General features: G+C 63.2%; 25 protein-coding genes. 13 read left to right on the top strand and 12 right to left on the bottom strand.

Going from position 1 to position 24,254, the window contains the following annotated elements:
* Positions 1–63 precede the first annotated feature (63 nt).
* Positions 64–450, top strand: coding sequence for a hypothetical protein (locus POS17_RS30735; protein WP_082729322.1), 387 nt, complete (start codon positions 64–66; stop codon positions 448–450).
* 49 nt (positions 451–499) lie between these two features.
* Here the strand turns inward: POS17_RS30735 and POS17_RS07250 are convergent, their stop codons facing one another.
* Complete coding sequence (locus POS17_RS07250) at positions 500–1,612, bottom strand: enoyl-CoA hydratase/isomerase family protein (RefSeq protein ID WP_060837981.1); 1,113 nt, start codon at positions 1,610–1,612, stop codon at positions 500–502.
* Between the two features lie 132 nt (positions 1,613–1,744).
* Here POS17_RS07250 and ung point away from each other — a divergent pair, with 132 nt between their 5' ends.
* A complete protein-coding gene (gene ung, locus POS17_RS07255) occupies positions 1,745–2,437 on the top strand; it encodes a uracil-DNA glycosylase (RefSeq protein ID WP_060837982.1) in 693 nt (230 codons plus the stop codon).
* 32 nt (positions 2,438–2,469) lie between these two features.
* Here ung and POS17_RS07260 read toward each other — a convergent pair whose 3' ends face one another.
* From POS17_RS07260 to POS17_RS07280, 5 genes are all read right to left on the bottom strand, one after another.
* The gene (locus POS17_RS07260; protein WP_060837983.1) at positions 2,470–3,501 is read right to left on the bottom strand and encodes an AbrB family transcriptional regulator; all 1,032 of its coding nucleotides are present in this window, start codon (positions 3,499–3,501) and stop codon (positions 2,470–2,472) included.
* Positions 3,494–5,008 (bottom strand): tripartite tricarboxylate transporter permease, encoded by a 1,515-nt coding sequence (locus tag POS17_RS07265; RefSeq protein WP_060837984.1) that lies wholly within the window; start codon positions 5,006–5,008, stop codon positions 3,494–3,496. The genes POS17_RS07260 and POS17_RS07265 overlap by 8 nt, the downstream gene beginning before the upstream one ends.
* Position 5,009: 1 nt before the next feature.
* On the bottom strand, positions 5,010–5,468 hold the full coding sequence (locus POS17_RS07270) for a tripartite tricarboxylate transporter TctB family protein (RefSeq protein ID WP_060837985.1): 459 nt from the start codon (positions 5,466–5,468) through the stop codon (positions 5,010–5,012).
* A 58-nt stretch (positions 5,469–5,526) separates the two neighbouring features.
* Positions 5,527–6,513: a Bug family tripartite tricarboxylate transporter substrate binding protein gene (locus POS17_RS07275; RefSeq protein ID WP_060837986.1), complete on the bottom strand. Its 987-nt coding sequence runs from the start codon at positions 6,511–6,513 to the stop codon at positions 5,527–5,529.
* Positions 6,514–6,695: 182 nt separating this feature from the next.
* Positions 6,696–7,988 (bottom strand): OprD family porin, encoded by a 1,293-nt coding sequence (locus POS17_RS07280; protein ID WP_060837987.1) that lies wholly within the window; start codon positions 7,986–7,988, stop codon positions 6,696–6,698.
* 237 nt (positions 7,989–8,225) lie between these two features.
* On the opposite strand from POS17_RS07280, the gene POS17_RS07285 reads away from it, so the two are divergent.
* Positions 8,226–8,897: a response regulator gene (locus POS17_RS07285; protein ID WP_060837988.1), complete on the top strand. Its 672-nt coding sequence runs from the start codon at positions 8,226–8,228 to the stop codon at positions 8,895–8,897.
* Positions 8,890–10,275, top strand: a complete 1,386-nt coding sequence (locus tag POS17_RS07290; RefSeq protein ID WP_060837989.1) for a sensor histidine kinase — start codon at positions 8,890–8,892, stop codon at positions 10,273–10,275. Before POS17_RS07285 ends, POS17_RS07290 begins: the two co-directional genes overlap by 8 nt.
* A gap of 3 nt (positions 10,276–10,278) precedes the next feature.
* On the opposite strand, the gene POS17_RS07295 is transcribed toward POS17_RS07290, so the two are convergent.
* Together POS17_RS07295 and ygfZ are read right to left on the bottom strand one after the other, a co-directional pair.
* A complete protein-coding gene (locus tag POS17_RS07295; RefSeq protein ID WP_060837990.1) occupies positions 10,279–11,100 on the bottom strand; it encodes an HDOD domain-containing protein in 822 nt (273 codons plus the stop codon).
* 37 nt (positions 11,101–11,137) lie between these two features.
* Entirely contained in the window at positions 11,138–12,079 is a 942-nt protein-coding gene (gene ygfZ, locus POS17_RS07300) for a CAF17-like 4Fe-4S cluster assembly/insertion protein YgfZ (protein WP_060837991.1), read from the bottom strand.
* A gap of 149 nt (positions 12,080–12,228) precedes the next feature.
* Here ygfZ and POS17_RS07305 point away from each other — a divergent pair, with 149 nt between their 5' ends.
* Complete coding sequence (locus POS17_RS07305; RefSeq protein ID WP_016963899.1) at positions 12,229–12,483, top strand: FAD assembly factor SdhE; 255 nt, start codon at positions 12,229–12,231, stop codon at positions 12,481–12,483.
* A complete protein-coding gene (locus POS17_RS07310) occupies positions 12,467–12,919 on the top strand; it encodes a protein YgfX (RefSeq protein ID WP_060837992.1) in 453 nt (150 codons plus the stop codon). The genes POS17_RS07305 and POS17_RS07310 overlap by 17 nt, the downstream gene beginning before the upstream one ends.
* Here POS17_RS07310 and nadB read toward each other — a convergent pair.
* A complete protein-coding gene (gene nadB / locus POS17_RS07315; RefSeq protein WP_060837993.1) occupies positions 12,882–14,504 on the bottom strand; it encodes an L-aspartate oxidase in 1,623 nt (540 codons plus the stop codon). The two genes, POS17_RS07310 and nadB, sit on opposite strands and share 38 nt — an antisense overlap.
* Before the next feature lie 557 nt (positions 14,505–15,061).
* On the opposite strand from nadB, the gene rpoE reads away from it, so the two are divergent.
* The 4 genes from rpoE (at position 15,062) to POS17_RS07335 (ending at position 18,882) form a co-directional block, all read left to right on the top strand.
* Positions 15,062–15,643 carry an RNA polymerase sigma factor RpoE gene (gene rpoE, locus POS17_RS07320; RefSeq protein ID WP_007930230.1) on the top strand — a complete coding sequence of 194 codons (582 nt, stop codon included), beginning with the start codon at positions 15,062–15,064 and terminating at the stop codon, positions 15,641–15,643.
* Positions 15,644–15,674: 31 nt separating this feature from the next.
* Positions 15,675–16,262, top strand: coding sequence for a sigma-E factor negative regulatory protein (locus POS17_RS07325; protein WP_016963902.1), 588 nt, complete (start codon positions 15,675–15,677; stop codon positions 16,260–16,262).
* A gap of 8 nt (positions 16,263–16,270) precedes the next feature.
* On the top strand, positions 16,271–17,227 hold the full coding sequence (locus tag POS17_RS07330) for a MucB/RseB C-terminal domain-containing protein (RefSeq protein ID WP_060837994.1): 957 nt from the start codon (positions 16,271–16,273) through the stop codon (positions 17,225–17,227).
* Positions 17,228–17,451: 224 nt separating this feature from the next.
* Positions 17,452–18,882 carry a DegQ family serine endoprotease gene (locus POS17_RS07335; RefSeq protein WP_060837995.1) on the top strand — a complete coding sequence of 477 codons (1,431 nt, stop codon included), beginning with the start codon at positions 17,452–17,454 and terminating at the stop codon, positions 18,880–18,882.
* 75 nt (positions 18,883–18,957) lie between these two features.
* On the opposite strand, the gene POS17_RS07340 is transcribed toward POS17_RS07335, so the two are convergent.
* A complete protein-coding gene (locus POS17_RS07340) occupies positions 18,958–20,391 on the bottom strand; it encodes a M48 family metalloprotease (RefSeq protein ID WP_047302467.1) in 1,434 nt (477 codons plus the stop codon).
* A gap of 230 nt (positions 20,392–20,621) precedes the next feature.
* Here POS17_RS07340 and POS17_RS07345 point away from each other — a divergent pair, with 230 nt between their 5' ends.
* On the top strand, positions 20,622–20,861 hold the full coding sequence (locus POS17_RS07345) for a sulfurtransferase TusA family protein (RefSeq protein WP_060837996.1): 240 nt from the start codon (positions 20,622–20,624) through the stop codon (positions 20,859–20,861).
* A gap of 33 nt (positions 20,862–20,894) precedes the next feature.
* The gene (locus tag POS17_RS07350; protein WP_060837997.1) at positions 20,895–21,965 is read left to right on the top strand and encodes an AI-2E family transporter; all 1,071 of its coding nucleotides are present in this window, start codon (positions 20,895–20,897) and stop codon (positions 21,963–21,965) included.
* 36 nt (positions 21,966–22,001) lie between these two features.
* On the opposite strand, the gene POS17_RS07355 is transcribed toward POS17_RS07350, so the two are convergent.
* Positions 22,002–22,475: a peroxiredoxin gene (locus tag POS17_RS07355; protein WP_060837998.1), complete on the bottom strand. Its 474-nt coding sequence runs from the start codon at positions 22,473–22,475 to the stop codon at positions 22,002–22,004.
* Between the two features lie 10 nt (positions 22,476–22,485).
* Positions 22,486–23,046: a glycine cleavage system protein R gene (locus POS17_RS07360; RefSeq protein WP_016963909.1), complete on the bottom strand. Its 561-nt coding sequence runs from the start codon at positions 23,044–23,046 to the stop codon at positions 22,486–22,488.
* Between the two features lie 325 nt (positions 23,047–23,371).
* Here POS17_RS07360 and dapA point away from each other — a divergent pair, with 325 nt between their 5' ends.
* Positions 23,372–24,250 carry a 4-hydroxy-tetrahydrodipicolinate synthase gene (gene dapA / locus POS17_RS07365; protein ID WP_060837999.1) on the top strand — a complete coding sequence of 293 codons (879 nt, stop codon included), beginning with the start codon at positions 23,372–23,374 and terminating at the stop codon, positions 24,248–24,250.
* Positions 24,251–24,254: the final 4 nt, after the last annotated feature.

The raw sequence follows: 24,254 nt of genomic DNA on the forward strand, positions 1-24,254 counted from the left end.
CTGTTGCTGATTGCCGCCTGCCAGCGTCGCTGGCGTGGCTTCTTCGCGGTCCAGGAGGCCGCCATGTATCGTCGACTTCTGCTTGTTGCATTACTGGGTTTGAGTCTTGGCGCGTGTGTCCCTTATTACGATGGAGGCTCAAGCTACTACAGCTCCGAGGTCTACAGTGCCCCGGCACCGGCCTATTACTACGGTGGCGGCGCTTCCTATTACTCGACCGGACGCAGCTACTACACCCCACGCTACTACCAGCCGGCGCCGCGTTATTACGCACCGGCTCCGCGTTACTACCAGGTCCCCCGGGCGGGCTACCGACCTTATCCCGCGCAGGGTTGGGGCGGGCATGAGCGCCACGGCAACTGGAACAACGACAACGGTGGCAATCAGGACTGGGGCGGTCACGGCGGGCGTGGCCGTGGCGACCATGGACGGGGTGGGCGCGGCCACTGATTGTGCCGGGGCCTGGAGCCCGTAGCCGCCTCAGGTGGCTACGGGCTTTTTAGTAATCCGTCAGGTCCGCCAGGGGATGGCGACCTTCCCAGGCCTTGTGGAAGTGCGCTTCGACCACGGCCTCGGGCACCTGATTGACATCCGCCCAATGCCAGTGCGGTTGATGATCCTTGTCGATCAGGCGCGCACGCACGCCCTCGGCAAACTCCGGATGCCGGCAGCAGTTCAGGCTCAGGGTGTACTCCATCTGGAACACCTCGGCCAGCGACAGGTAGCGGGCGCGGCGGATCTGTTCCCAGACCAGGTGGGCCGTCAGCGGGCAGCCCTGGGTGAGGGTCTGGGCCGCGCGTTGGTAGAGGGCATCGTCGTGATGCTGCAACTGGCTGATGGCGCGCCAGGCGCAGGCCACGTCACTGACATCCAGCCATTCGTCGATCTGCACCCGGCGCGGCAGCCACTGGGCGTCGGGCAGTTGCGCCAGGGCTTCGTGCTGCAAGGCCTTGAGCAGGCTGTTGAGCTGCCGCGGGGTCTGTTCCTGCCAGTTCAACTGCAGCAAGCCTTCGATCAGCGTTTCCTGTTGCTCATCCAGCAGGAAGCGGTCGGCGAGGCCCAGGTCCAGGGCATCGCGGCCATTCATATGGGCCCCGGTGAGCCCGAGAAACAGGCCGAGCTTGCCGGGCATCCGTGAAAGGAACCAGCTGGCGCCGACATCGGGATACAGGCCGATGCTGATTTCCGGCATCGCCAGGCGACTGCTGGGGGTGACGATGCGGATGCCGGCCCCTTGCAGCAAGCCCATGCCGCCGCCCAGTACATAGCCGTGGCCCCAGCAGATCACCGGCTTGGGGTAGGTGTGCAGGCGATAGTCGAGACGGTATTCCGCAGCGAAAAAATGCCCGGCCAAGGCCGGCACTTCACCCGGATGATCCAGGCAAGCCTGGGCCAGGCTGCGCACTTCGCCACCGGCACAGAAGGCCTTGGCGCCGTTGCCGCGCAACAGCACGCAGACCACTTGCGGGTCCTTGGCCCAGGCGTCGAGGCGTTCGCTCAGTTGCTGGATCATCGGCAGCGACAGGGCGTTCAGGGATTTTTCCGCGTCCAGGGTGGCAATGGCGATGCGGGCGCCATCGCTGCCGGTGAGTTCTTCGACGTGCAGGTTCATCGTGACCTCGAGGAGCAATAGAAGCGATCAGTATGATCGCTGGTAGGGAAAGTGCCGGTTCTGTGTCAGATCAATTGACAAGCGAAGTCGGCTTTCCTAGGGTGCGGCCATTGTTTTTTCACGGGCCTGGCCATGACTGCTGACGATCGTATCAAACTCGAACCGAGCTGGAAGGAGGCCCTGCGTGCCGAATTCGAGCAGCCCTACATGAGCGAACTTCGCGAGTTCCTGCGCCGGGAACATGCCGCCGGCAAGGAAATCTATCCGCCGGGACCGATGATCTTCAACGCTCTGAACTCGACGCCGCTGGACAAGGTCAAGGTGGTGATTCTCGGCCAGGACCCGTACCACGGACCGGGCCAGGCTCACGGCCTGTGCTTCTCGGTGCAGCCCGGAGTGCCGGCGCCGCCGTCGCTGGTGAACATCTATAAAGAGCTCAAGCGCGACCTGAATATCGACATTCCCAACCACGGCTACCTGCAAAGCTGGGCCGACCAGGGCGTGCTGATGCTCAACACCACCATGACCGTGGAGCGGGCCAACGCCGCCTCCCACGCGGGCAAGGGCTGGCAGTTTTTCACCGATCGGATCATCGAGGTGGTCAGCGAGCATCAGCCGCATCTGGTGTTCCTGCTGTGGGGCGCCCATGCCCAGAGCAAGCAGAAACTGATCGACGCCACCAAGCACCTGGTGCTGACCTCGGTGCACCCGTCGCCGCTGTCGGCCTACCGTGGCTTCCTCGGTTGCGGGCACTTCAGCCGGACCAACAAGTACCTGGAGCAGAATGGCGAGACGCCGATCGAGTGGCGCCTGCCGCCGTTGTAAGGCCAATCCTGTAGCCGCTGCGCAGGCTGCGGCTACAGGGGGCCTTTGTTCCAGTGGCGGAACAGGGGCTCGGCGAGAAACAGCACGAACAACAACCTCATGACCTGCATCGCCGTCACCAGTGGCACCGACAGTTGCAGGACCTCCGCTGTCAGGCTCATCTCCGCAATGCCGCCGGGCATCATGCCCAGGGTCAGCGACCGCAGATCGAGGCGGGTCAACACACTCAGGCCCAGGGCCGCGAGGCCGGCCATCAGCATGGTCAGGGCGGTGCCGATCAGGGTGCGGCCCATGAACGAGGGCGCCCGACGGAAGAACTCTCGGTTGAAGTGACAGCCCAGGCCACTGCCGATCAGCCACTGGCCGATCTGGCTGGCACCGTCGGGCAGGCCGATGTGCAGGTCCCAGGCGATGCTCGCTGTCGCGCTGAGCAGCAAGGGCCCGAACAGCCAGGGATTGGGCTGGCGCAGGCGTTGCCAGAGCCAGGCCAGCAGCGCTCCAGCCGGAAACAGCAGGGCCAGCCACTGCCAGTCCACGCTGCTTGCCTGCAGGGACGGGGTGCCTTCCCCCAGCAGGTACTTGAACGCCGCCGGTACACAGAGCACCACCGTCAGCACCCGCAGGCTCTGCCCGGCCGCTACCCGACTGAGCACCGCACCGTTACGGGCGCCGAGATTGACCATCTCCCCGGAGCCGCCGGGCATGCTGGAGAAGAATGCCGTGGCCCGGTCTTCCCCGGTGCGTCGCAGCAACCAGACCCCGACCACGCTGGACAGGCTGGTGACCAGGGCACCGAAGAAGATCAGGCCGAAATGGCTCAGCACCTGCTCCATCACCTGCGGAGTGAAGTGCAGGCCGATGCCGATGCCCACCACCCATTGCCCGCCTTTGCGCCCGCCGGGGATCTCCGCCAACTGCCAGGGCGTCAGGCAGCGCACCAGGATGATCGCCAGCAGCGAGCCGACCATCCACGGCAGCGGCCAGCCGATCTGGCTGGCCAGGTAACCGCCAGCCAGACCCACCAGGGGCGTGCCCCACCATTGCCGGAAGCGGGCGTCAGACATCGGCCACGGCACGTTGCTGGGCCGCGCGCTTGCGCCAGATGCGCAGCAGCGGCATCAGCAGCATGATCACGGTCAGCACCCAGACCCCGACCGTGATCGGGCTCGACCAGAGAATCTCCATGGCGCCGTTGGAAATCGACAGCGCCCGGCGCAGGTTCTGTTCCATCAGTCCGCCGAGGATGAAGCCCAGCAGCACCGGCGACAGCGGGAAGTCCAGCTTGCGCAGGATGTAGCCGAAGATGCCGATACCGACCATCAAAAACAGGTCGAAGGTGGTGGCGTGCACCGCGTAGACGCCGATCCCGGTAATGATCGCGATCACCGGCACCAGGGCCCAGTTCGGCACCGCGAGGATACGGGTGAAGAGGCGGATCATCGGGATGTTGAGGATCACCAGCATGATGTTGGCGATGAACAACGAGGCGATCAGGCCCCAGACGATGTCCGGTTGCTGCTGGAACAGCAGCGGACCGGGGGTGATGTTGTACAGCGACAGGGCGCCGATCATCACCGCGGTGGTGCCGGAGCCGGGTACGCCGAGGGTCAGCATCGGCACCAGGGCGCCGCAGGCCGAGGCGCCGATGGCGGTTTCCGGGGCGGCCAGGCCACGCTTGTCGCCTTCGCCGAAGGTGCCGCTGGCACCGGCGATGCGCTTCTCGGTCATGTAGGCCACGGCGCTGGCCAGGGTCGCGCCGGCGCCGGGCAGCACGCCCATGATGAAGCCCAGCAGGCCGCAGCGGATGTTCACCGCGAACACCGAGGCCGCTTCCTTGATGTTGAACATCATGCGCCCGGTGGCTTTTACCGCTTCCTGGCCGCGATGGGTCTTCTCCAGCAGCAACAGGATCTCGCTGATGGAGAACAGGCCCAGCACCAGCACCACGAACTGGATGCCGTCGGTGAGGTGGATGTTGTCCCCGGTGAAGCGGTACACGCCGCTGTTGGCGTCGATGCCGACCGCCGACAGGAACAGCCCGATCAGCGCGGCGATGAAGGTCTTCAACGGCCGGTCGCCGGCCATCCCGCCCAGGCAGACGATGGCGAATACCATCAGCACGAAGTACTCCGCCGGGCCGAAGGCGATTGCCCACTTGGCCAGCAGCGGGGCGAACAGCACCATGCCGCAGGTGGCGATGAAGGCGCCGATGAACGAGCTCCAGGCCGACAGCGACAGGGCCACGCCCGCCAGGCCCTTGCGCGCCATGGGGTAGCCGTCGAGGGTGGTCATCACGGTGGAGGCTTCACCGGGAATGTTCAGCAGGATCGAGCTGATGCGGCCGCCGTATTCGCAGCCCAGGTACACCGCCGCCAGCAGGATCAGCGCCGATTCCGGCGGCAGGCCCAGGGCGAAGGCGATGGGAATCAGCAGCGCCACGCCGTTGATCGGGCCCAGGCCCGGCAGCAGCCCGACCACGGTGCCGATCAGGGTGCCGGACAGGGCGGTGACCAGGTTGTAGGGGGTCAGTGCAACGCCGAAGCCCTGGCCCAGGTAACTGAGGGTATCCATATCAATTCTCCAGAACGTCGAGCAGGCCGAGGGGCAGAGGCACGTCCATGACCCGGTCGAACAGCCAGTAGAGGCCGACACTGAGCAGGCTGATGATGATCAGGCTGGGCAGCCAGCGGCCGCCGTAAAGCCGGGCCATGGGTACACCGATGAGGATGCTGGCGACGATGAACCCCAGGGGTTCGAAGGTGCCGGCGAACACCAGCAGCAAGGCCACGCAGATCGTGATCTTGTTCAGGGTGGCCCGGTCCAGGGGCGGTTCGTCTTCGCTGTGCTTGATCGGTGTCGGGCGCACCAGCATGTACAGCAAGGCCAGGCCCATCAGGCCGAGCATCAGCAGAGGGAAGGCCCGCGGGCCCACGGGTTCGTAGGAAAAGGCCGCCTGGTACGGCCAGGCCATCAGTGCCAGAGCGGCACAGGCCAGCAGCAACACCGCGGCGAAGAGACGTTGAACGAGCATGGTTAACTCCCGGGCGCGGCCCCCGATGCGCGAGGGCCGGGCCGTCAGCAAGGGACGGTCACTGGATCAGGCCGAACTCTTTGGCCAGGGTCTTGTAGTCGGCCACCTGCTTTTTCACGTAGGTGTCCAGCTCGGGGCCGGTCAGGGCGAAGGGGAACAGCTCGCGCTGATCACGCAGCTTGGCGAACTCTTCGGAGGCCAGCAGCTTGTCGAAGGCGTTTTTCCACCAGGCGTACTCCTCGTCGGTGACCTTCGGCCCGAGGTAGAAACCGCGTACCACCGGCCAGACGATGTCGTAGCCCTGTTCCTTGGCGGTGGGGATGTCTTTCATTTCCGGCTCGTCCAGACGCTGTTCGGAGAACACCGCCAGCAGGCGCATGTCGCCGGCCTGGATATGCGGCATGGAGTCGGAGATGTCGGTGCTGCCCACCTGGATGTGTCCACCCAGCAGGGCGGTGGCGATTTCACCGCCGCCTTCCAGGGCGACGTAGCGCAGGTCCCGGGGGTTGATCCCGGCGGCCTTGGCGATCAGCGCGGTCTGCATCCAGTCCTGGCTGCCCACGGTGCCGCCGGAACCTATCACCACCTTGCTTGGATCTTTCTTAAGAGCCTGGACCAGATCGTCGAGGGTCTTGTAGGGCGAGTCGCTTTTCACCGCGATAGCGCCGTAGCTGGTGCCGACCGCCGCCAGCCAGCGCACCGCGCTTTCATCGAAACGGCCGAACTTGCCCTGGGCCAGGTTCAGCAGCGAGCCGCTGGACCAGGCCACCAGGGTCCCGGCGTCGGCCGGGCGCTGGGCCACCACCGCGTTGTAGGCCACGGCACCGACTCCGCCGGGCATGTAGGTCACGCGCATCGGCTTGGTCAGAATCTTCTCGTTGACCAGCGCGCTTTGCGCCAGCTTGCAGGTCAGGTCGAAGCCGCCGCCCGGGGAGGCCGGGGCGATGCATTCCGGGCGCTTGGGCTCGGCGGATGCGGCCAGCAACTGGCCGGCGAACAGCATGCAGCCGGCGGTGAGGGCGAGGTTGCGCAGTGAAAAGTCCATGATTGTCTCCACAGGAGTTGTTGTTATCGGTCTGTCCGGGTCATCCCCGACCCTTTTTCCGCAGCGGCCGGCTGACCGGCGAAGGAGCCCTTGAGCCGGGTGTCGGGCTGGCGGGCCTCTTCGCTGGCAAGCCAGCGCCTACAAAACGCTGAAACGATGAGATACGAGGCGTGCTCGCGGGCTTACCACAGGGCTACGGCGTAACTCACCAGCAGGCGCACTTCATCGGCGTCGCGAGCCGAATAGTTGGAGCGGTAGGTGGCGTTGCGCAGGCGCACCGCAACGTCCTTGAAGGTGCCGCTTTGCACCACGTACTTGATCTCGGTGTTGCGCTCCCACTCCTTGCCGGTGTCGCCGTTTTTCAGGGCGATGTTGTCGCCGCTGATGTAGCGGGTCATGAAACTCAGGCCGGGCACCCCGAGCTTGGCGAAGTCGTAGTCGTAGCGGGCTTGCCAGGAACGCTCCTCGGCACCGGCGAAATCGTTGATCTGCACGAAGTTCACCAGGTACGGGTCGCTGCCATCGACATAGGGGAAGGCGCTGTCGCCGGACATGTGCTGATAGCCGGCGCTGAGTTTGTGGCCGTTGAGGGCGTAGCTCAACAGGCCGTTGAGGGACCTGTTGTCGATCTTGCCGCCCCGGGCCTGGCCCTGGTCGTCGCTGATGGCCAGGCGCAGGTCGCTGGCGAAGGTGCCAGGTCCCAGGGGGCGGGACGCGACCAGGCCGAGGAAGTGCTGGTTGTAGACGTCGTCCAGTTGGGCGAAGTGATAGCTGCCGGTGATCTTGTCGGTGAACTTGTAGTCCAGGCCGCCGAAGTTGAAGTGCTTGCCGGCCACGGTGCCGGCGAAGCGGCTGTTCTTGTTGTTGAGGCGGATGTCCTCGTAGTTGCTGTCGTCGCGGTCCTTGGCCTTGTCCAGGCGGCCGCCGGTGAAGGTCAGGTTCTTGATCTCCTTGGAGGTCAGCAAGCCGCCTTCGAAGGTCTGCGGCAGAATGCGCCCGTCGTTGGGCTTGAGGATCGGCAACTCGGGAATCAGGCTGCCGATTTTCAGTTCGGTGGCGGAGATCTTCACTTTGCCGGTCAGGCCGAGCTTGGAGTACTGGTCGGCGGCGCGTCCGTCATCGTGGGTCGGCAGCAGGCCGGTGCCGGTGCGGTCGGGGCTGGAGTCGAGCTTGACCCCGAGCATGCCCAGGGCGTCGACGCCGAAGCCCACCGTGCCTTCGGTGTAGCCCGACTGCAGGTTGAGCATGAAGCCCTGGGCCCATTCGTCGCGCTTGGACTGCTGGGCGCTGGTGCCATCGCGAAAGTCGCGGTTGAAGTACATGTTGCGGGTTTCGAAGGTGGCGCTGCTGTCTTCGAAGAAGGCGGCCTGACTGAAGGGCGCGACACCGGCGAGGGCCGCGGCGCTGGCCAGGGCGGTCGGGGTCAGACGGGAAAGAAACACAGGTGTGACGGCGTGAGGGCGCGTGGACGGCATCCAGGGGTACTCCGTTATTGTTCTTATTGTCGACGAAAACGCTTCGAGGCGTTTTGCGTGTCAGCGGTCGTTGAGACCAGGGCAGTCGAGACTGTCCGTAACGGGACTCTAAAGGGCCAACCTTTCGCTAACCTTTCAGTGCATTTTCCCGGTTTTCGGGCTTCACAGCGGCGGATGCGGCGGTACACTCCGCGCCAAAGAGCGGCGTCGATCCCCCCTGAAACGAGGTAATCATCCATGCGAGTCCTGCTCGTCGAAGACCATCTGCAACTGGCCGAAAGTGTCGCCCAGGCGCTCAAGAGCACCGGCCTGACCGTGGATGTGCTGCACGATGGCGTGGCTGCCGACCTGGCCCTGGGCAGCGAGGAGTACGCTGTGGCGATCCTCGATGTCGGCCTGCCGCGCATGGACGGTTTCGAGGTACTGGCGCGCTTGCGGGCCCGGGGCAAGAACCTGCCGGTGCTGATGCTCACTGCCCGCAGCGACGTCAAGGACCGGGTTCACGGTCTGAACCTGGGAGCCGACGATTACCTGGCCAAACCGTTCGAGTTGACCGAGCTGGAAGCCCGGGTCAAGGCCCTGTTGCGCCGCAGCGTGCTGGGCGGCGAACGCCAGCAGCGCTGCGGGGTGCTGGCCTATGACCTGGACACCCGACGCTTCACCCTGGGCGAGGAACTGCTGACCCTGACGTCCCGCGAGCAGGCCGTGCTGGAGGCATTGATTGCCCGTCCTGGCCGGGTGATGAGCAAGGAGCAGCTGGCGTCCCAGGTGTTCGGTCTGGACGAGGAAGCCAGCCCGGACGCCATCGAGATCTATGTCCATCGCCTGCGCAAGAAGCTCGATGGCCAGGCGGTGGCGATCGTCACCTTCCGCGGCCTGGGCTACTTGCTGGAAAGTCGCGATGCATAAGCCCAGCAGCCTGCGCTGGCGGTTGCTGTGGAACCTGGCACTGCTGCTGGTGGTGCTGATGCTGGCCAGCGGCTTGAGTGCCTACTGGAACGGCCGCGAGGCCGCCGACACCGCCTATGACCGGACCCTGCTGGCCTCGGCGCGGACCATCGCCGCCGGCCTGTCCCAGCGTGACGGCAGCCTGAGCGCCAATGTGCCCTATGTGGCCCTGGACACCTTTGCCTACGACAGTGCCGGACGCATCTACTACCAGGTCAACGACATTCACCAGCAACTGATTTCCGGCTACGAAAACCTCCCCGGTCCGCCGCCGGGCACCCCGCGTACCGATGACTACCCGGCCCTGGCGCGCTTCTATGACGCCACTTACCAGGGGCAGAACGTGCGGGTGGTGAGCCTGCTCAAGGCGGTCAGCGAGCCGAACATGAATGGCATGGCGGAAATCCGCGTGGCCGAGACCGACGAAGCGCGGGTCGCCATGGCCCGCAGCCTGATGGCCGATACCTTGCTGCGCCTGGGCATGCTGGCCATTGGGGCGTTGCTGCTGGTGTGGTTTGCGGTGAGTGCCGCGCTGCGGCCACTGGAGCGTTTGCGCGGTGCGGTGGAGGAGCGTCAGCCCGATGACTTGCGGCCACTGCCGCTGGTGTCGGTGCAGCGCGAGTTGTGGCCCCTGGTGCGGGCCTTGAATCATTTCACCGAACGCCTGCGCGGGCAGTTCGAGCGCCAGGCGCAGTTCATTGCCGAGGCCGCCCATGAGTTGCGCACGCCCCTGGCGGCACTCAAGGCCCGCCTGGAACTGGGCCTGCGCTCCGATGAACCGCAGACCTGGCGTTCGACCCTGGACAGCGCGGCCCAGGGCACCGATCGCCTGACTCACCTGGCCAATCAACTGCTGTCCCTGGCTCGGGTGGAAAACGGCGCCCGGGCCATTGCCGAAGGCGGTGCGCAGTTGCTCGATCTGAGCCAGCTGGCTCGGGAACTGGGCATGGCCATGGCGCCCCTGGCCCATGCCCGGGGCGTGGCCCTGGCGCTGGAGGCCGATGAGCCGGTGTGGCTCAAGGGCGAGCCGACCTTGCTCAACGAGTTGCTGAGCAACCTGGTGGACAACGCCCTGGCCCACACGCCACCGGGCGGCAATGTGGTGCTGCGGGTCTTTGCGCCGGGCGTGCTGGAGGTGGAGGACGATGGACCGGGGATTCCCCAGGAGGATCGGGACCGGGTCTTCGAGCGTTTCTATCGACGCAATCAGCAGGTGGCCGGTTCGGGATTGGGCTTGGCGATCGTGGGGGAAATCTGTCGCGCCCATCTGGCCCAGATCAGCCTGCATGACGGCGAGCCTTCGGGGCTGAAGGTGCGGGTGAGCTTCATCGCCGGATGAGCATCAGTAGAGCATTGAGCGGGATGCTTGCAGGTCGTTGCACACGGCCTGGTTTTCCGGGTCGATCCCCAGCTTCTTGAAGGCCGGCACGCTGAAGGCGTCGATCCGCGAGAGCGGGTGATCAGTGTCCTTGTAGCAGTACAGGGTCGCCACCTGCACCAGATCGACGTAGTCGATCCCGGCGCTCTGGCGGTCGAAGTGCAGGTACTGCCCGGGGATTGCCACCAGTTGCTCGGGGAACTCCCAGACCCGCAGCAGCTTGTCTCCCAGCAACGGGTGGATACGCTCGATCACGTGGTTGAGGCTGACCGGGTCGGACAGCAGTTCGTAATGGTCTTCGGCGTAGGTCAGGATCGGCAGTACGCCGATCTGGTGCACCAGTCCGCCCAGGGCCGCCTGGTCGGGCTTGAGCTGGGTGTAGCTGCGACACAGGGCGTAGCTGACCCCGGCCACTTCCAGGCTGCGGCGCCAGACGTCGTGCATCTTTTGAGCAACCACTTCGGAGCGGGCGTTGAAGATCTGCTCCATCACCAGGCCGATGGCCAGGTTGCTGCTGTAGTTGACCCCCAGGCGGGTGATCGCGGTGTGCAGGTCGGTGACTTCCTGGGTCGCCCGCAGCAGGGGACTGTTGACCACCTTGATCAGTCGCGCCGACAACGCGGTGTCGCGGCCTATCACTTTGCTCAGGGTGCTGACGCTGATTTCCGGGTCTTCGGCGGCCTGGCGAATCTGCATGGCCACCTCCGGCAGGGTTGGCAGGACCAGGTCATCGTTGTCGATGGCCTCCACCAAATCCCGTTGGACCTTTTGCGCCAGCTCAGTCATTTCAGTTCTCTAGGGTGTTGCAGGGAAGGGGTGTCGATCAGCGCTGGATTTCGCGATCGCGGTCCAGCTCGTACGGCAGATCCAGCAAGTGCAGACCGGGTCCTTCGAGTGTCCCCAGGTGCAGGTTGCCGTCTTCCACCGCCTCGGCCTGCAATACGGCCAGCAGTTCCACCTGATCGGTCGCCTGGGCGGCCAGCACCACTTCACCGATGGCGCTGCCGTGGGTGGGGGAGAACAGCGGGGTGCCCGGGACGGGAAGCTCGCCTGCGGGCAGGGCGAGGCGGTAGAGGCGGCGCTTGAGCTTGCCCAGGTACTGCATGCGGGCGACGATTTCCTGGCCGGTGTAGCAGCCCTTCTTGAAGCTGACGCCACCCACGGCCTGCAGGTTGAGCATCTGTGGAATGAACAGCTCGCGGGTCTGTGCCATGACCTGGCCGAGGCCGGCGCGGATCTGGCCCAGCAGCCACTGGTTGAGCTCGCCCTCGGGCAGTTGCGCGGCCAATTGCCGAGCCCGGTGCTCGGCCTGTTCAGCCGGGACCCAGAGTTCGGCGCGGTCGCTGGACACGCGTATGGCCATCAGGTCCTCGGTCCGGACCACGGCGCCGTCTTCCTGGGGCAGTGCGAGGCCCAGGCTACCGAGGGTGGCGTCGCCGCCAGCAAGGCCGAAACGCACCCAGCTGGCGCTTTCGTCGCTGAGCTTGGCCTTGGAGAACACGGCGTACTTCTTCAGGTCCGCCAGTTGCGGTTCGAGCAGTTCACGGGCCATGGCCAGCAGGCAACCGTCCCCTTGCAGAAGGATGCGGAAACTCGACTGCATGCGACCTTTCTGGTTGCAGCGCGCGCCGAGGCTGGATTGGCTGTCGCTGAGGTAATTGAGGTTGCAGGTCAACTGCCCCTGAAGGAATTTGCTGGCATCAGGGCCGCGGACGGCGAGGACGCCTTCGTGGGACAGGGGGCAGAAAAAAGCGGAGTCAGCCATGGTTCATCGCAGGGTAAAAAGTCTGGGGCACATCATAAGGGGGCGCCCCTGAAATGGATAGTTCACAAAGGATAGCCGGTGACCGACCAAAGCCGACTGTTCTCGTGTTCCCCGGGCTGTATACTTGCGCTCTATTTGAGGAGCGCTCCATGGTTGAAGATGTTGAACTGAATCGCCTCTACTGGCACAGCCGTCGCGGCATGCTTGAGCTGGACGTGTTGCTGGTGCCGTTCGTCAGGGAGGTGTACCCGCATCTCGATGAGACTGATCGCGAGTGCTATCGCAAGCTGCTGGAGTGCGAGGATCAGGACATGTTCGGCTGGTTCATGGAGCGCAGCGAGTCCGAGGACCCTGAGCTGCAGCGCATGGTTCGCATGATTCTGGACCGTGTCCAACCCAAGTAGCCTGTTCGAGTGCCGCTGGCGTGCTTCAAGGCAACTGCTGGCGGCCTACCTGATGGCTCAGGCATTCGCCGTGGCGGCCATTTTTCTTTTGCAGTGCGCGCCTGTCGCCCAGTTCCTGGGATTGTTGCTGTGCCTGTTGCATGCCGGTTGGGTGCTGCCTCGACAGATTCTCCTGACTCACCCCCGGGCGTTCACCGGCTTGCGGTATTCGGCACAGGGCTGGCAGTTGTGGAGCCCGGCCAAGGGTTGGCAGGCGGTGCAGCTGCGCCCTGACAGCCTGGCGTTGCCGCTGATCGTGGTCCTGCGTTTTCGTGTGCGCGGCGAGCCGTGGGTGCGTTCTCTGTGTGTCCCGCGGGATGCGCAGGCGGCCGACGTGCATCGGCGCCTGCGGGTGCGGCTCAAGTTCGGCCGACGTAGGTGGGCGGCTGCAGAATAGTGTCCCGGGCCTCGGGCAGCAGTTGCGGGTAGTCGAGTGTGTAGTGCAGGCCGCGGCTTTCCTTGCGCTCCATGGCCGAGAGGATCATCAGCTCGGCGACCTGGGCCAGGTTGCGCAACTCGATCAGGTCGCGACTGACCTTGTAGTTGCTGTAGAACTCGTCGATCTCATCCAACAGCAGGCGCACCCGATGCTGAGCCCGTTGCAGGCGCTTGTTGGTGCGCACGATACCCACGTAGTCCCACATGAATCGCCGCAGTTCATCCCAGTTGTGCGCAATGATCACGTCTTCGTCGGAGTCGGTGACCTGGCTCGCGTCCCAGGCGGGCAGGGCGGCGGGAATCGAGACCCGGGGCAGTTGCTCAAGGATGTCGGCGGCTGCCGAGCGGGCATAGACGAAGCACTCCAGCAGCGAGTTGCTGGCCATGCGGTTGGCCCCGTGCAGGCCGGTGAAGCTGGTTTCGCCGATGGCGTACAGGCCGGGCACGTCGGTGCGGCCCTGCTGGTCGACCATCACCCCGCCACAGGTGTAGTGGGCCGCCGGTACTACCGGGATCGGCTGCCGGGTGATGTCGATGGAAAACTCCAGGCAGCGTTCATACACCGTCGGGAAGTGGCTTTTGATGAACTCGGCCGGCTTGTGGCTGATGTCCAGGTAGACGCAGTCAATCCCCAGGCGCTTCATTTCGTGGTCGATGGCCCGGGCGACGATATCCCGCGGAGCCAGTTCGGCCCGTGGATCGAAGCGCGGCATGAAACGTTCGCCGTTGGGCAGCTTGAGGTGAGCACCTTCGCCGCGCAGGGCTTCGGTGATCAGGAAACTCTTGGCCAGCGGGTGATACAGGCAGGTAGGGTGGAACTGATTGAATTCCAGGTTGGCTACCCGGCAGCCCGAGCGCCAGGCCATGGCGATGCCGTCACCGCAGGCGCTGTCGGGGTTGCTGGTATAGAGGTAGACCTTGGCCGCGCCGCCGGAGGCGAGAATCACGAAGCGCGCGCCGAAGGTATCGACTTCGCCGGTGCCGCGATTGAGCACGTAGGCCCCCAGGCAGCGGTCGCCTTCCAGGCCCAGGCGCTTTTCGGTGATCAGGTCGACGGCGACCCTTTGCTCCAGCAGCTCGATGTTGGGGTGTTGTCGGGCCTGGGCCAGTAATGTCTTGAAGATCGCCGCGCCGGTGGCGTCTGCGGCATGGATGATTCGTCGGTGGCTGTGGCCGCCTTCGCGGGTCAGGTGGAATTCGAAGCCGCTTTCATCGCTGCCGGCGTCTTCGTCCCGGGTGAAGGGCACGCCTTGGTCGATCAGCCATTGGATGGCTTCACGGCTGTGCTCGACGGTAAAGCGCACCGCATCTTCATGGCACAGGCCGCCACCGGCATTGAGGGTGTCATCGACGTGGGACTCGACGGTGTCGGTATCGTCCAGTACGGCTGCTACACCGCCTTGGGCCCAGTAGGTCGAGCCGTTGGCCAGGTCGCCCTTGCTCAGAACGGCAATACGCAGGTGGCTGGGTAGGTTAAGGGCCAGGCTCAAGCCGGCGGCGCCGCTGCCTATCACCAGAACATCGTGTTGAAACTGTTGGCTCATTTGAAGGATTCCGCTCAAAGCGACCCAATACGGGGTTGGCGCAAGACGCCTGAATCGGCGAGTCAAAGCAGCCACACAGCCCACTAGTATATAGAGGGGGGGATCGGCACAATAGTCGCGCCTTCATGGCGTTGTGCGACTTCGCTGAGCAAAAGCGTTGCTCTCGGCCAGCCTCTACTCGCGGCGTTCCAGCTTCCGCGCGGGCTGATCGAAGAAGTAAGGCGGTTTTTCTCTTCACCGTTACACAATCTTCGTTCGGCACAGCTATAAAGATTGGGAACTTTTGCCAAGGCCCCAAACTCAATAGAAGGTTGCCTGAAAGAAGGGACAGCGTCGGTTCTGGCCAGGGTTTGCAGTCTGTCCCTTGTGACGGAAATCGACGACAGGATTATTCGCGCAGCCGGCCTTGCCCGCGCTGCGTTTTTCGTGCGTGCCGGATCAGAGCCCGCAGGAAACTTGCTTGGAGGGGGAGAACTTTTGCGAAAAGCCCGAGTCTATGTTTGCAAGCCTGATCGATTAGTGATGCAAGCCTCCTTCGAGCTTATCGAGGAGTGTTCATGCTAACCCAGGAAGAGGATCAGCAGCTGGTCGAGCGCGTTCAGCGTGGCGACAAGCGAGCGTTCGATCTGCTCGTGCTGAAATACCAGCACAAAATTCTCGGGTTGATCGTGCGTTTCGTGCACGACACCCATGAAGCCCAGGATGTCGCACAAGAAGCCTTTATCAAGGCTTACCGTGCACTAGGTAATTTTCGGGGGGACAGCGCGTTCTATACGTGGCTGTACCGTATCGCCATCAACACGGCGAAAAACTATCTGGTTTCACGCGGCCGCCGGCCGCCGGATAGCGATGTCAGTTCTGAGGATGCGGAGTTCTATGACGGCGATCATGGCCTGAAGGATCTCGAATCGCCGGAACGCGCATTGCTGCGGGATGAGATCGAAGGCACCGTCCATCGAACCATTCAGCAACTACCTGAAGATTTGCGTACAGCCTTAACTTTACGTGAATTCGATGGTCTGAGTTACGAGGACATTGCCAGCGTCATGCAGTGTCCGGTGGGTACCGTGCGCTCCCGGATTTTCCGCGCTCGGGAAGCCATCGATAAAGCCCTGCAGCCGTTGTTGCAGGAAACCTGAGACAGCGGCGACAGCCAAGAGAGGAACCGCCATGAGTCGTGAAGCCCTGCAGGAATCGCTGTCCGCGGTGATGGATAACGAAGCGGACGAACTGGAATTGCGTCGGGTATTGAATGCCGTCGACGAAGTGGAAACCCGTGAGACCTGGGCTCGTTATCAAATCGCCCGGGCGGCCATGCACAAGGAGTTGCTGCTTCCGCGTCTGGACATTGCCGCTGCCGTTTCTGCAGCCCTGGCCGATGAAGCTGTACCGGCCAAAGCGTCTCGTGGACCTTGGCGCAGCCTGGGTCGTCTGGCAGTGGCTGCGTCTGTGACCGTAGCGGTACTTGCTGGCGTACGTCTGTACAACCATGACGAGATTGCTGGTGTTGAGCTCGCTCAGCAAGCGGGTCAGCCAACCCTGGCTGCTCCACAAGTCAAAGGCCCTGCTGTATTGGCCGGCTACAATGAGAGCTCGGAAGCCACCGGCCCCATGGCCAATGGCGTATTGCAAGGGCAGCCCGGCTGGCACGACCAGCGCCTGCCAAGTTACCTGCGTCAGCATGCTCAGCAAGCTGCACTCAAAGGCACTGAAAGCGCACTGCCTTATGCCCGTGCGGCGAGCCTGGAAAACCGCTAAGGAGGATCATGCGCGCCATACCTCTACTCTCGCTTCTGCTCAGTGGCTGGTTTGTGGTTCCAGCCCACGCCGACGAAGCCCAGGACTGGTTGCAGCGTCTTGGGCAAGCGGAACGCCAGCAAAGCTTTCAGGGCACCTTCGTTTACGAGCGCAATGGTAGTTTTTCTACCCATAACATCTGGCATCGTGTCCAGGATGGAAACGTCCGTGAGCGGTTGATCCAGCTTGACGGATCCGCTCAAGAGGTTGTGCGTGTCGATGGTCGTACCCAATGCGTCAGCGGTACGTTGGTGGCAGGGTTGGGGGATGCCCCGGACTCTGCGGCGCGTGCCCTGGATCCGCAAAAACTCAAGAATTGGTATGAGCTAGCCGTTATCGGCAAGTCGCGCGTGGCCGGGCGCCAGGCGGTGATCATTGCGGTCACCCCGCGAGACCAGCACCGTTACGGCTTCGAATTGCACCTGGATCAGGAAACCGGCTTGCCGCTCAAGTCCCTGTTGTTGAACGACAAGGGGCAACTGCTCGAGCGCTTTCAGTTCACCCGTCTGGACACCGCAGATGTCCCGGATGACAACGAGCTGCGCGCCGGCCCGGACTGCAAGCCGGTGGTTCTGGACAGCGACAAGGCCTCGGCGATCAAGAGCACTCGGGCCTGGCACTCCGACTGGTTGCCTCCGGGTTTCGAGTTGACCAGCAGCAGCGCCCGCAAGGATCCGCAAACCAAGTCCGTGGTCAACAGCCTGCTGTATGACGATGGTTTTGCGCGTTTTTCCGTGTTCCTCGAGCCGCTCAATGGCGAAGCGGTCACCGATACTCGTTCTCAGCTGGGGCCGACGGTTGCCGTATCACGGCGCCTGACCACCCCCGAAGGCGAAATGATGGTCACGGTGGTCGGGGAGATTCCCATTGGCACCGCCGAACGTATTGCTCTGTCCATGCGCTTCGATGCCGCCACCCAGCAATGAACCTTTATTGGTTGTGTAAGAGGTCAGTCATGGCTCACCCACAATTGAGAAGATGAAATGTCTGGTGAGCAATTTCATTTGCAAAATCCACAAAGTTTTTTTATAGGTCAGAACCCCCTCGGTTCTGACCTTATTTGTCGTTCCTGGAGCAAAAGTGCCACCCCTGTCTTTTCGGCATTTGCTGCTCCATATCGCTTAACCACGCTCGTCGTAACGGGAGCCGTATGTCGATACCACGCTTGAAGTCCTACTTCACCATTCTTGCCACCGTACTGGTGCTGGGGCAGGCCGTGTCTGCCCAGGCCGCCGAGTTGCCTGATTTCACCCAACTGGTCGAGCAGGCCTCGCCCGCAGTGGTGAACATCAGTACCACGCAGAAACTGCCTGATCGCCGGGTTTCCAACTCGGCGCAGATGCCCGACCTAGAAGGCTTGCCGCCAATGCTGCGGGAGTTCTTCGAGCGCGGCATGCCCCAGCAGCGCTCCCCGCGCGGCGATCGCCAGCGTGAGGCGCAATCCCTGGGTTCGGGCTTCATCATCTCCCCGGATGGCTACATCCTCACCAACAACCACGTGATTGCCGATGCGGACGAGATCCTCGTGCGCCTGGCCGACCGCAGCGAATTGAAAGCCAAGCTGATCGGCACCGACCCGCGTTCTGACGTGGCGCTGCTGAAGATCGATGGCAAGGACCTGCCCGTGCTGAAACTGGGCAAATCCCAGGACCTCAAGGCCGGGCAATGGGTCGTGGCCATCGGTTCGCCGTTCGGCTTCGACCACACCGTGACCCAGGGCATCGTCAGCGCCATCGGTCGCAGCCTGCCGAACGAAAACTATGTGCCGTTCATCCAGACCGACGTGCCGATCAACCCGGGCAACTCCGGTGGCCCGCTGTTCAACCTGGCCGGTGAAGTGGTGGGGATCAACTCGCAGATCTACACCCGTTCCGGTGGCTTCATGGGCGTGTCTTTCGCGATCCCGATCGACGTGGCAATGGATGTTTCCAATCAGCTGAAAACAGGTGGCAAGGTCAGTCGTGGTTGGCTGGGCGTGGTGATTCAGGAGGTCAACAAAGACCTGGCTGAATCCTTCGGCCTGGAAAAACCTGCCGGTGCACTGGTGGCGCAGGTTCAGGACGGCGGCCCGGCAGCCAAGGGCGGCTTGCAAGTGGGCGATGTGATTCTCAGCCTCAATGGCCAGCCCATCGTCATGTCGGCGGACCTGCCGCACTTGGTGGGCGCGCTGAAGGCCGGGGCCAAGGCCAATCTGGAAGTGATCCGCGAGGGCAAGCGCAAGAACGTCGAGCTGACCGTCGGTGCTATTCCCGAGGAAGACAAGGACCTGAGCATGCTGCCCAAGTCCGGAGTCGAGCGCAGCAGCAACCGTCTCGGCGTGGCCGTGGTCGAACTCAACGATGAGCAGAAGAAAGCCTTCGACCTCAAGGGGGGCGTTGTCATCAAGGAAGTTCAGGATGGTCCTGCCGCCCTGATCGGCCTGCAACCGGGCGACGTGATCACTCACCTGAACAACCAGGCGATCACCACCGCGAAGGAGTTCACTGAAATCGCCAAGGCGCTGCCGAAGAATCGTTCGGTGTCCATGCGTGTTCTGCGTCAGGGGCGCGCCAGCTTCATTACCTTCAAGCTGGCCGAATAACCCGCCAGCCTTCAGGGTTGCCCAATAAAAAGCCCGCCTCGTATGAGGCGGGCTTTTTTATGGTCACGCTCCAGGTCAGCGCATCATGTCCTTGACCATCTGCTCCTGATCCATCATCTCGCGCTGACGCGCATCGATTCTCGACGACAGGGGGAAGTTGCTGCCGGCCCGGCGCTTGGCGAAGTCCAGCTGCTGGATGGCCTGGCGATAGTCGCCGACCAGAGCGAAGTACTCGGCCCGGGCCTGGTGTAGGCCGATGATGTTGCCGGACAGGCCGCGGGTTTCCGCCACCAGGTACCAGACGTCCGGGTCATCCGGGCGACTTTTCAGCAGGCCTTCCAGGGCTTTTTCCGCGTCCGCCGGGCGGTTCTGCTTAAGTAGAAGGTCAACGCGGACCTGGTTCAGCGGATAGTTGCCGGGGTAGAGGTTGAGCATTCGCTCGACCCGGCTTTGCGCATCCGGCAGGCGGCTGTTGGCCATGTCCAGCTCGATCTGGGCCAGGTTGTAGGTGATGTCATTGGGTGACTTGGCCAGCAACGGCTTGAGGTTTTCCCGCGCCTCGTTCCATTGGCTGCCCTTGATCTGGGCGATGGCCAGGCCATAGCGCGCGATGTCGTTCTTCGGGTTCTCGTCGAGCTGGGCGCGAAAACGCTTGGCAGCCAGGCCCGGGGACTCCTCATAGTTGAGTTGTACCCGGGCCCGAATCAGTTGATAGCGCAGGCTGTCTTCGGTGCCGCCCTGCTTGGCCTGTTCCGCGCGGTTGCGGGTGTCGGCGATCCGCGATTCGGTAACCGGGTGGGTCAGAAGGAATTCCGGCGGCTTGGCATCGAAGCGGTACTGGCGCATCAGGCGCTCGAACATGGTGGGCATCGAACGCGGATCGTAGCCGGCCTTCTCCAGATTGAGGATGCCGATACGGTCGGCTTCCTGCTCATTCTGTCGGGAGAAGCGCCGCTGTTCCTGGATCGCCGCCGCCTGGGTGCCGGCGATGGTGGCGATCCCGGCATCCCCGGCACCGGCGGCGGCGATCACGATCCCCGCCAGCAGCGCGGCCATCATCGGCACCTGCATGCGTTGCTGGGCCTCGACGCCGCGGGCGAAGTGCCGTTGGGAAAGGTGCGCCAGTTCGTGAGCCAGTACCGAGGCATATTCGCCTTCGGTCTGGGCGTTGAGGAACAGGCCGCCGTTGACTCCGACAATCCCGCCGGGAGCGGCAAAGGCGTTGAGCTGCGGGCTGTTGATCAGGATGAACTCCAGGCGCCGGTCATTGACCTGGCTGGTTTCCACCAGTTTGTAGACGCTGGTTTCGACGTAGTCCTTGAGCTGCGGGTCGTTGAGCTGCGAGACCTGGCTGCGCAGCAGCGCCAGCCAGGCGCGGCCCAGCTGGTGTTCCTGTTGTGGCGAGACAATGGCTGAACTGGCATCACCGAGTGACGGCAGGTCGTCGGCGAAGCCCGGTGAGGCGAGCAGGCAAGCGAGCGTCAGCAGGGTAGGGCGCAATAAATTCATGCACAAAGCCTTATTCGACAAAGGCTCTACTGTAGCTGGCCGCTGGTCCGGGGACCAGACAAAGGCGGTGAAAACTCTGCGGATCCAAGGTGCTTTCTGGCAAATTCCAGCGTCTACCCCATAAGCCCTTTGTCACAGCGGTGTGTGTTTGGGGCAAGGCTTGTTTATTGCCGGGGGCTTGAGCTTGCAGGGTATTCTAGGCGCCTGAATTCATGATCGGAGTAAGTTCAATGACCGATGTTGTCGCCCATGATGCCGAGCTGGACGCCAGCGGGCTCAATTGTCCGCTACCGCTGCTCAAGGCCAAGATGGAACTCAATCGCCTGGCCAGTGGCGCGGTGCTCAAGGTCATTGCCACCGATGCCGGGTCCCAGCGCGACTTTCGCACCTTTGCCCGTCTGGCCGGTCATACCCTGCTGCACGAAGAGGACGATGCCGGGGTCTATCGTTACTGGCTGAAAAAGGCCTGACGGCCGCTCATCGATTTCACCTAAGGATCATTGATGTTCAAAGTGCTACGCGACTGGATACAGCGCTACTTCTCGGATGAAGAGGCGGTGGTGCTCGCCGTCCTGCTGTTCCTGGCCTTTACGGCGGTGCTGACCCTGGGCGGCATGCTGGCGCCGGTGTTGGCGGGCATGGTCCTGGCGTACCTGATGCAGGGGCTGGTGGTGAGCCTGGAGCGCCTCCGCCTGCCGGGCGGCGCGGCGGTGGGACTGGTATTTGCCTTGTTCATGGGCTTGTTGCTGGTCTTCATCCTGGTGGTGGTGCCGTTGCTCTGGCACCAGTTCGTCACCTTGTTCAACGAGTTGCCCGGGATGCTCGCCAAGTGGCAATCGCTGTTGCTGCTGTTGCCCGAGCGGTACCCGCACCTGGTGTCGGACGAGCAGGTGCTGCAGGCCATCGAGGTGGCCAGGGGCGAGATCGGCAAGTTCGGGCAATGGGCGTTGACCTTCTCCCTGTCCAGCCTGCCGTTGCTGGTGAACATCATGATCTACCTGGTGCTGGTGCCGATCCTGGTGTTTTTCTTCCTCAAGGATCGGGCGATGATCAGCCGCTGGGTCATCGGCTATCTGCCGCGGGAGCGGACCCTGATTACCCGGGTCGCCCACGAAATGAACCGGCAGATCGCCAATTACATCCGCGGCAAGGTCATCGAGATTGTCATCTGCGGTGGCGTCACCTACATCGCCTTCGTCGCCCTGGGCCTCAACTACGCGGCGTTGCTGGCGCTACTGGTCGGCATTTCGGTGGTGGTGCCCTATGTCGGCGCTGTGGTGGTGACGGTGCCGGTGGCGCTGATTGCGCTGTTCCAATGGGGCTGGAGCGACCAGTTCATCTACCTGATGGCGGTCTACGGGATCATCCAGACCCTGGATGGCAACGTGCTGGTGCCGCTGCTGTTCTCCGGTGCGGTGAACCTGCACCCGGTGGCGATCATCTGTGCGGTGCTGCTGTTTGGCGGGCTGTGGGGGTTCTGGGGGATTTTCTTTGCGATTCCCCTGGCCACCTTGTTCAAGGCAGTGCTGGATGCCTGGCCTAGAAAGGACCCGGTGGTGGCGCCTTTACTCTAGATACGCGGGGCGGCTGATTCAGCCGCCCCGGTCATTTCAGGCCTTGTTCAGGGCCTGGGCCGCGGCCAGTACGGCGTCGACGTGGCCTGGAACCTTCACCCCGCGCCATTCCTGGCGCAGAACACCGTCCTTGTCGATCAGGAAGGTGCTGCGGTCCACGCCCAGGTATTCCTTGCCGTAGAGCTTCTTCAACTTGATCACGTCGAACAGCTGGCAAACGGCCTCGTCCTTGTCGCTGATCAGTTCGAAGGGGAATTCCTGCTTGCACTTGAAGTTCTCGTGGGACTTCAGGCTGTCGCGGGAAATGCCGAAGATTTCGGTATTGGCAGCCTGGAAGGCGGCGTATTGATCGCGAAAGCCCTGGCCCTCGGTGGTGCAGCCCGGGGTGCTGTCCTTGGGGTAGAAGTAGATCACCACTTGCTTGCCCTTGAGACCGGACAGGCTGACGGTCTGGCCGCTGGTGGCAGGGGCCTGGAAATCGGCGACGGGTTGGTCGATAGCAACGGCCATGGGAGCTTCCTTACATGGGGTTCTGTGGGCGCCAGGGTTCGATCAGCGCATCGAGGTTCATGGCATCGGCAAAATCCAGGAACTGATCGCGCAACCAGCTGATCTGGGTGCCGGCGGGCAGGGTCACGGTGAAGGTGGCGTTGAGCATGGTGCCCCCGGTCTGCGGAGCCTGGTAGGTATCGCAGGTGAGGTTTTCCAGCTCGACATGGTGGTCGATGAAGAATTGGCACAGCTCATTGACGATGTCCGAGCGGTACGCCGCGCTGACATAAGCCACATAAGGCAGAGCCTGAGGGCGGCTTTCCAGAGCTGCGCTGCGCACCACATTGACGGTGAAGGCGTGCTTCTTGGCCAGGAACGGCAGGCTGCTCTCCAGGCGCGCCAGGGCGTCCCAGCTGCCGGAAATCTCCAGCACCAGGGCGCTGCACTCGCCATGCCGGGTCAGGCGCGAGGTCACGACGGCGCAGCGGTTTTCATGGCTGGCGCGGCACAGGACGTTGGTCAGCTCCATGGGGTTGGCGCCGAGGGCACTGATGACAAGGAATTGTTCGCGAACTGTGGGGGTGGACATGCAGCATTCCTAAAGCGATGAGCGGTCGATACTTTTGACAAGCCAGTGTCGGGCAAGCGTCGCCAGCGACTTCTCAGGGCCCCGGAGTACCAGCCGGCGACAGGTCCCGAAACATCCGGAACAGGGGCTGGCAAGGCAGGAATGGGGCTTTGGAGAAGCGACAGGCAGGCGATAACCCGGTTTACACGCTTATCGGTAGCGATCAAAGCCTGAAGGGTAGCGAAAACCATCGCTCAGGGGAATGCTCACGGCGCGGGACTTCGCTTGTGCAAGGAACTTGGCGCCAGTACCATTACCGCTCTCTTTTTCCGGCAGGAGCGGTTGCATGATTGCGGGCAGTATGGTGGCACTGGTCACACCCATGGATGCACAGGGAAATCTCGACTGGGACAGCCTGAGCAAACTGGTGGACTTCCACCTGCAAGAGGGCACCAACGCCATCGTGGCGGTCGGCACCACAGGTGAATCGGCCACTCTGGATGTCAACGAGCACATCGAAGTGATTCGTCGGGTGGTGGCCCAGGTTGCAGGGCGCATTCCGGTGATTGCCGGTACCGGCGCCAACTCGACGCGTGAAGCGATCGAACTGACCACCAACGCGAAGATCGCCGGCGCCGACGCCTGCCTGCTGGTGACTCCGTACTACAACAAGCCGACCCAGGAAGGCCTGTACCAGCATTTCCGCGCCATTGCCGAGGCCGTGGACATTCCGCAGATCCTCTACAACGTTCCAGGCCGTACCGCATGCGACATGCAGGCCGAGACCGTGATCCGCCTGTCCAGCGTGAAGAACATCATCGGCATCAAGGAAGCCACCGGAGACCTGCAGCGGGCCAAGGCGATCCTGGCCGGCGTGCCCAGCGATTTCCTGGTGTACTCCGGCGATGACGCCACCGCGGTCGAGCTGATCCTGCTGGGCGGCAAGGGCAATATCTCGGTGACCGCCAACGTTGCACCCCGGGCCATGAGCCAGATGTGCGCCGCGGCCATGGCCGGCGACGCCGCCAAGGCCCGCGAGATCCACGAAACCCTGATGCCGCTGAACAAGACACTGTTCATCGAATCCAACCCTATTCCCGTGAAATGGGCCCTGCACGAAATGGGCATGATGCCGGACGGTATCCGTCTGCCGCTCACCTGGCTCAGTGCCGCCTGTCACGAACCGCTGCGGCAGGCCATGCGCCAGTCCGGCGTCTTGGTTTAATTGA

The sequence above is a fragment of the Pseudomonas sp. Os17 genome (assembly GCF_001547895.1).
Taxonomy (GTDB): domain Bacteria; phylum Pseudomonadota; class Gammaproteobacteria; order Pseudomonadales; family Pseudomonadaceae; genus Aquipseudomonas.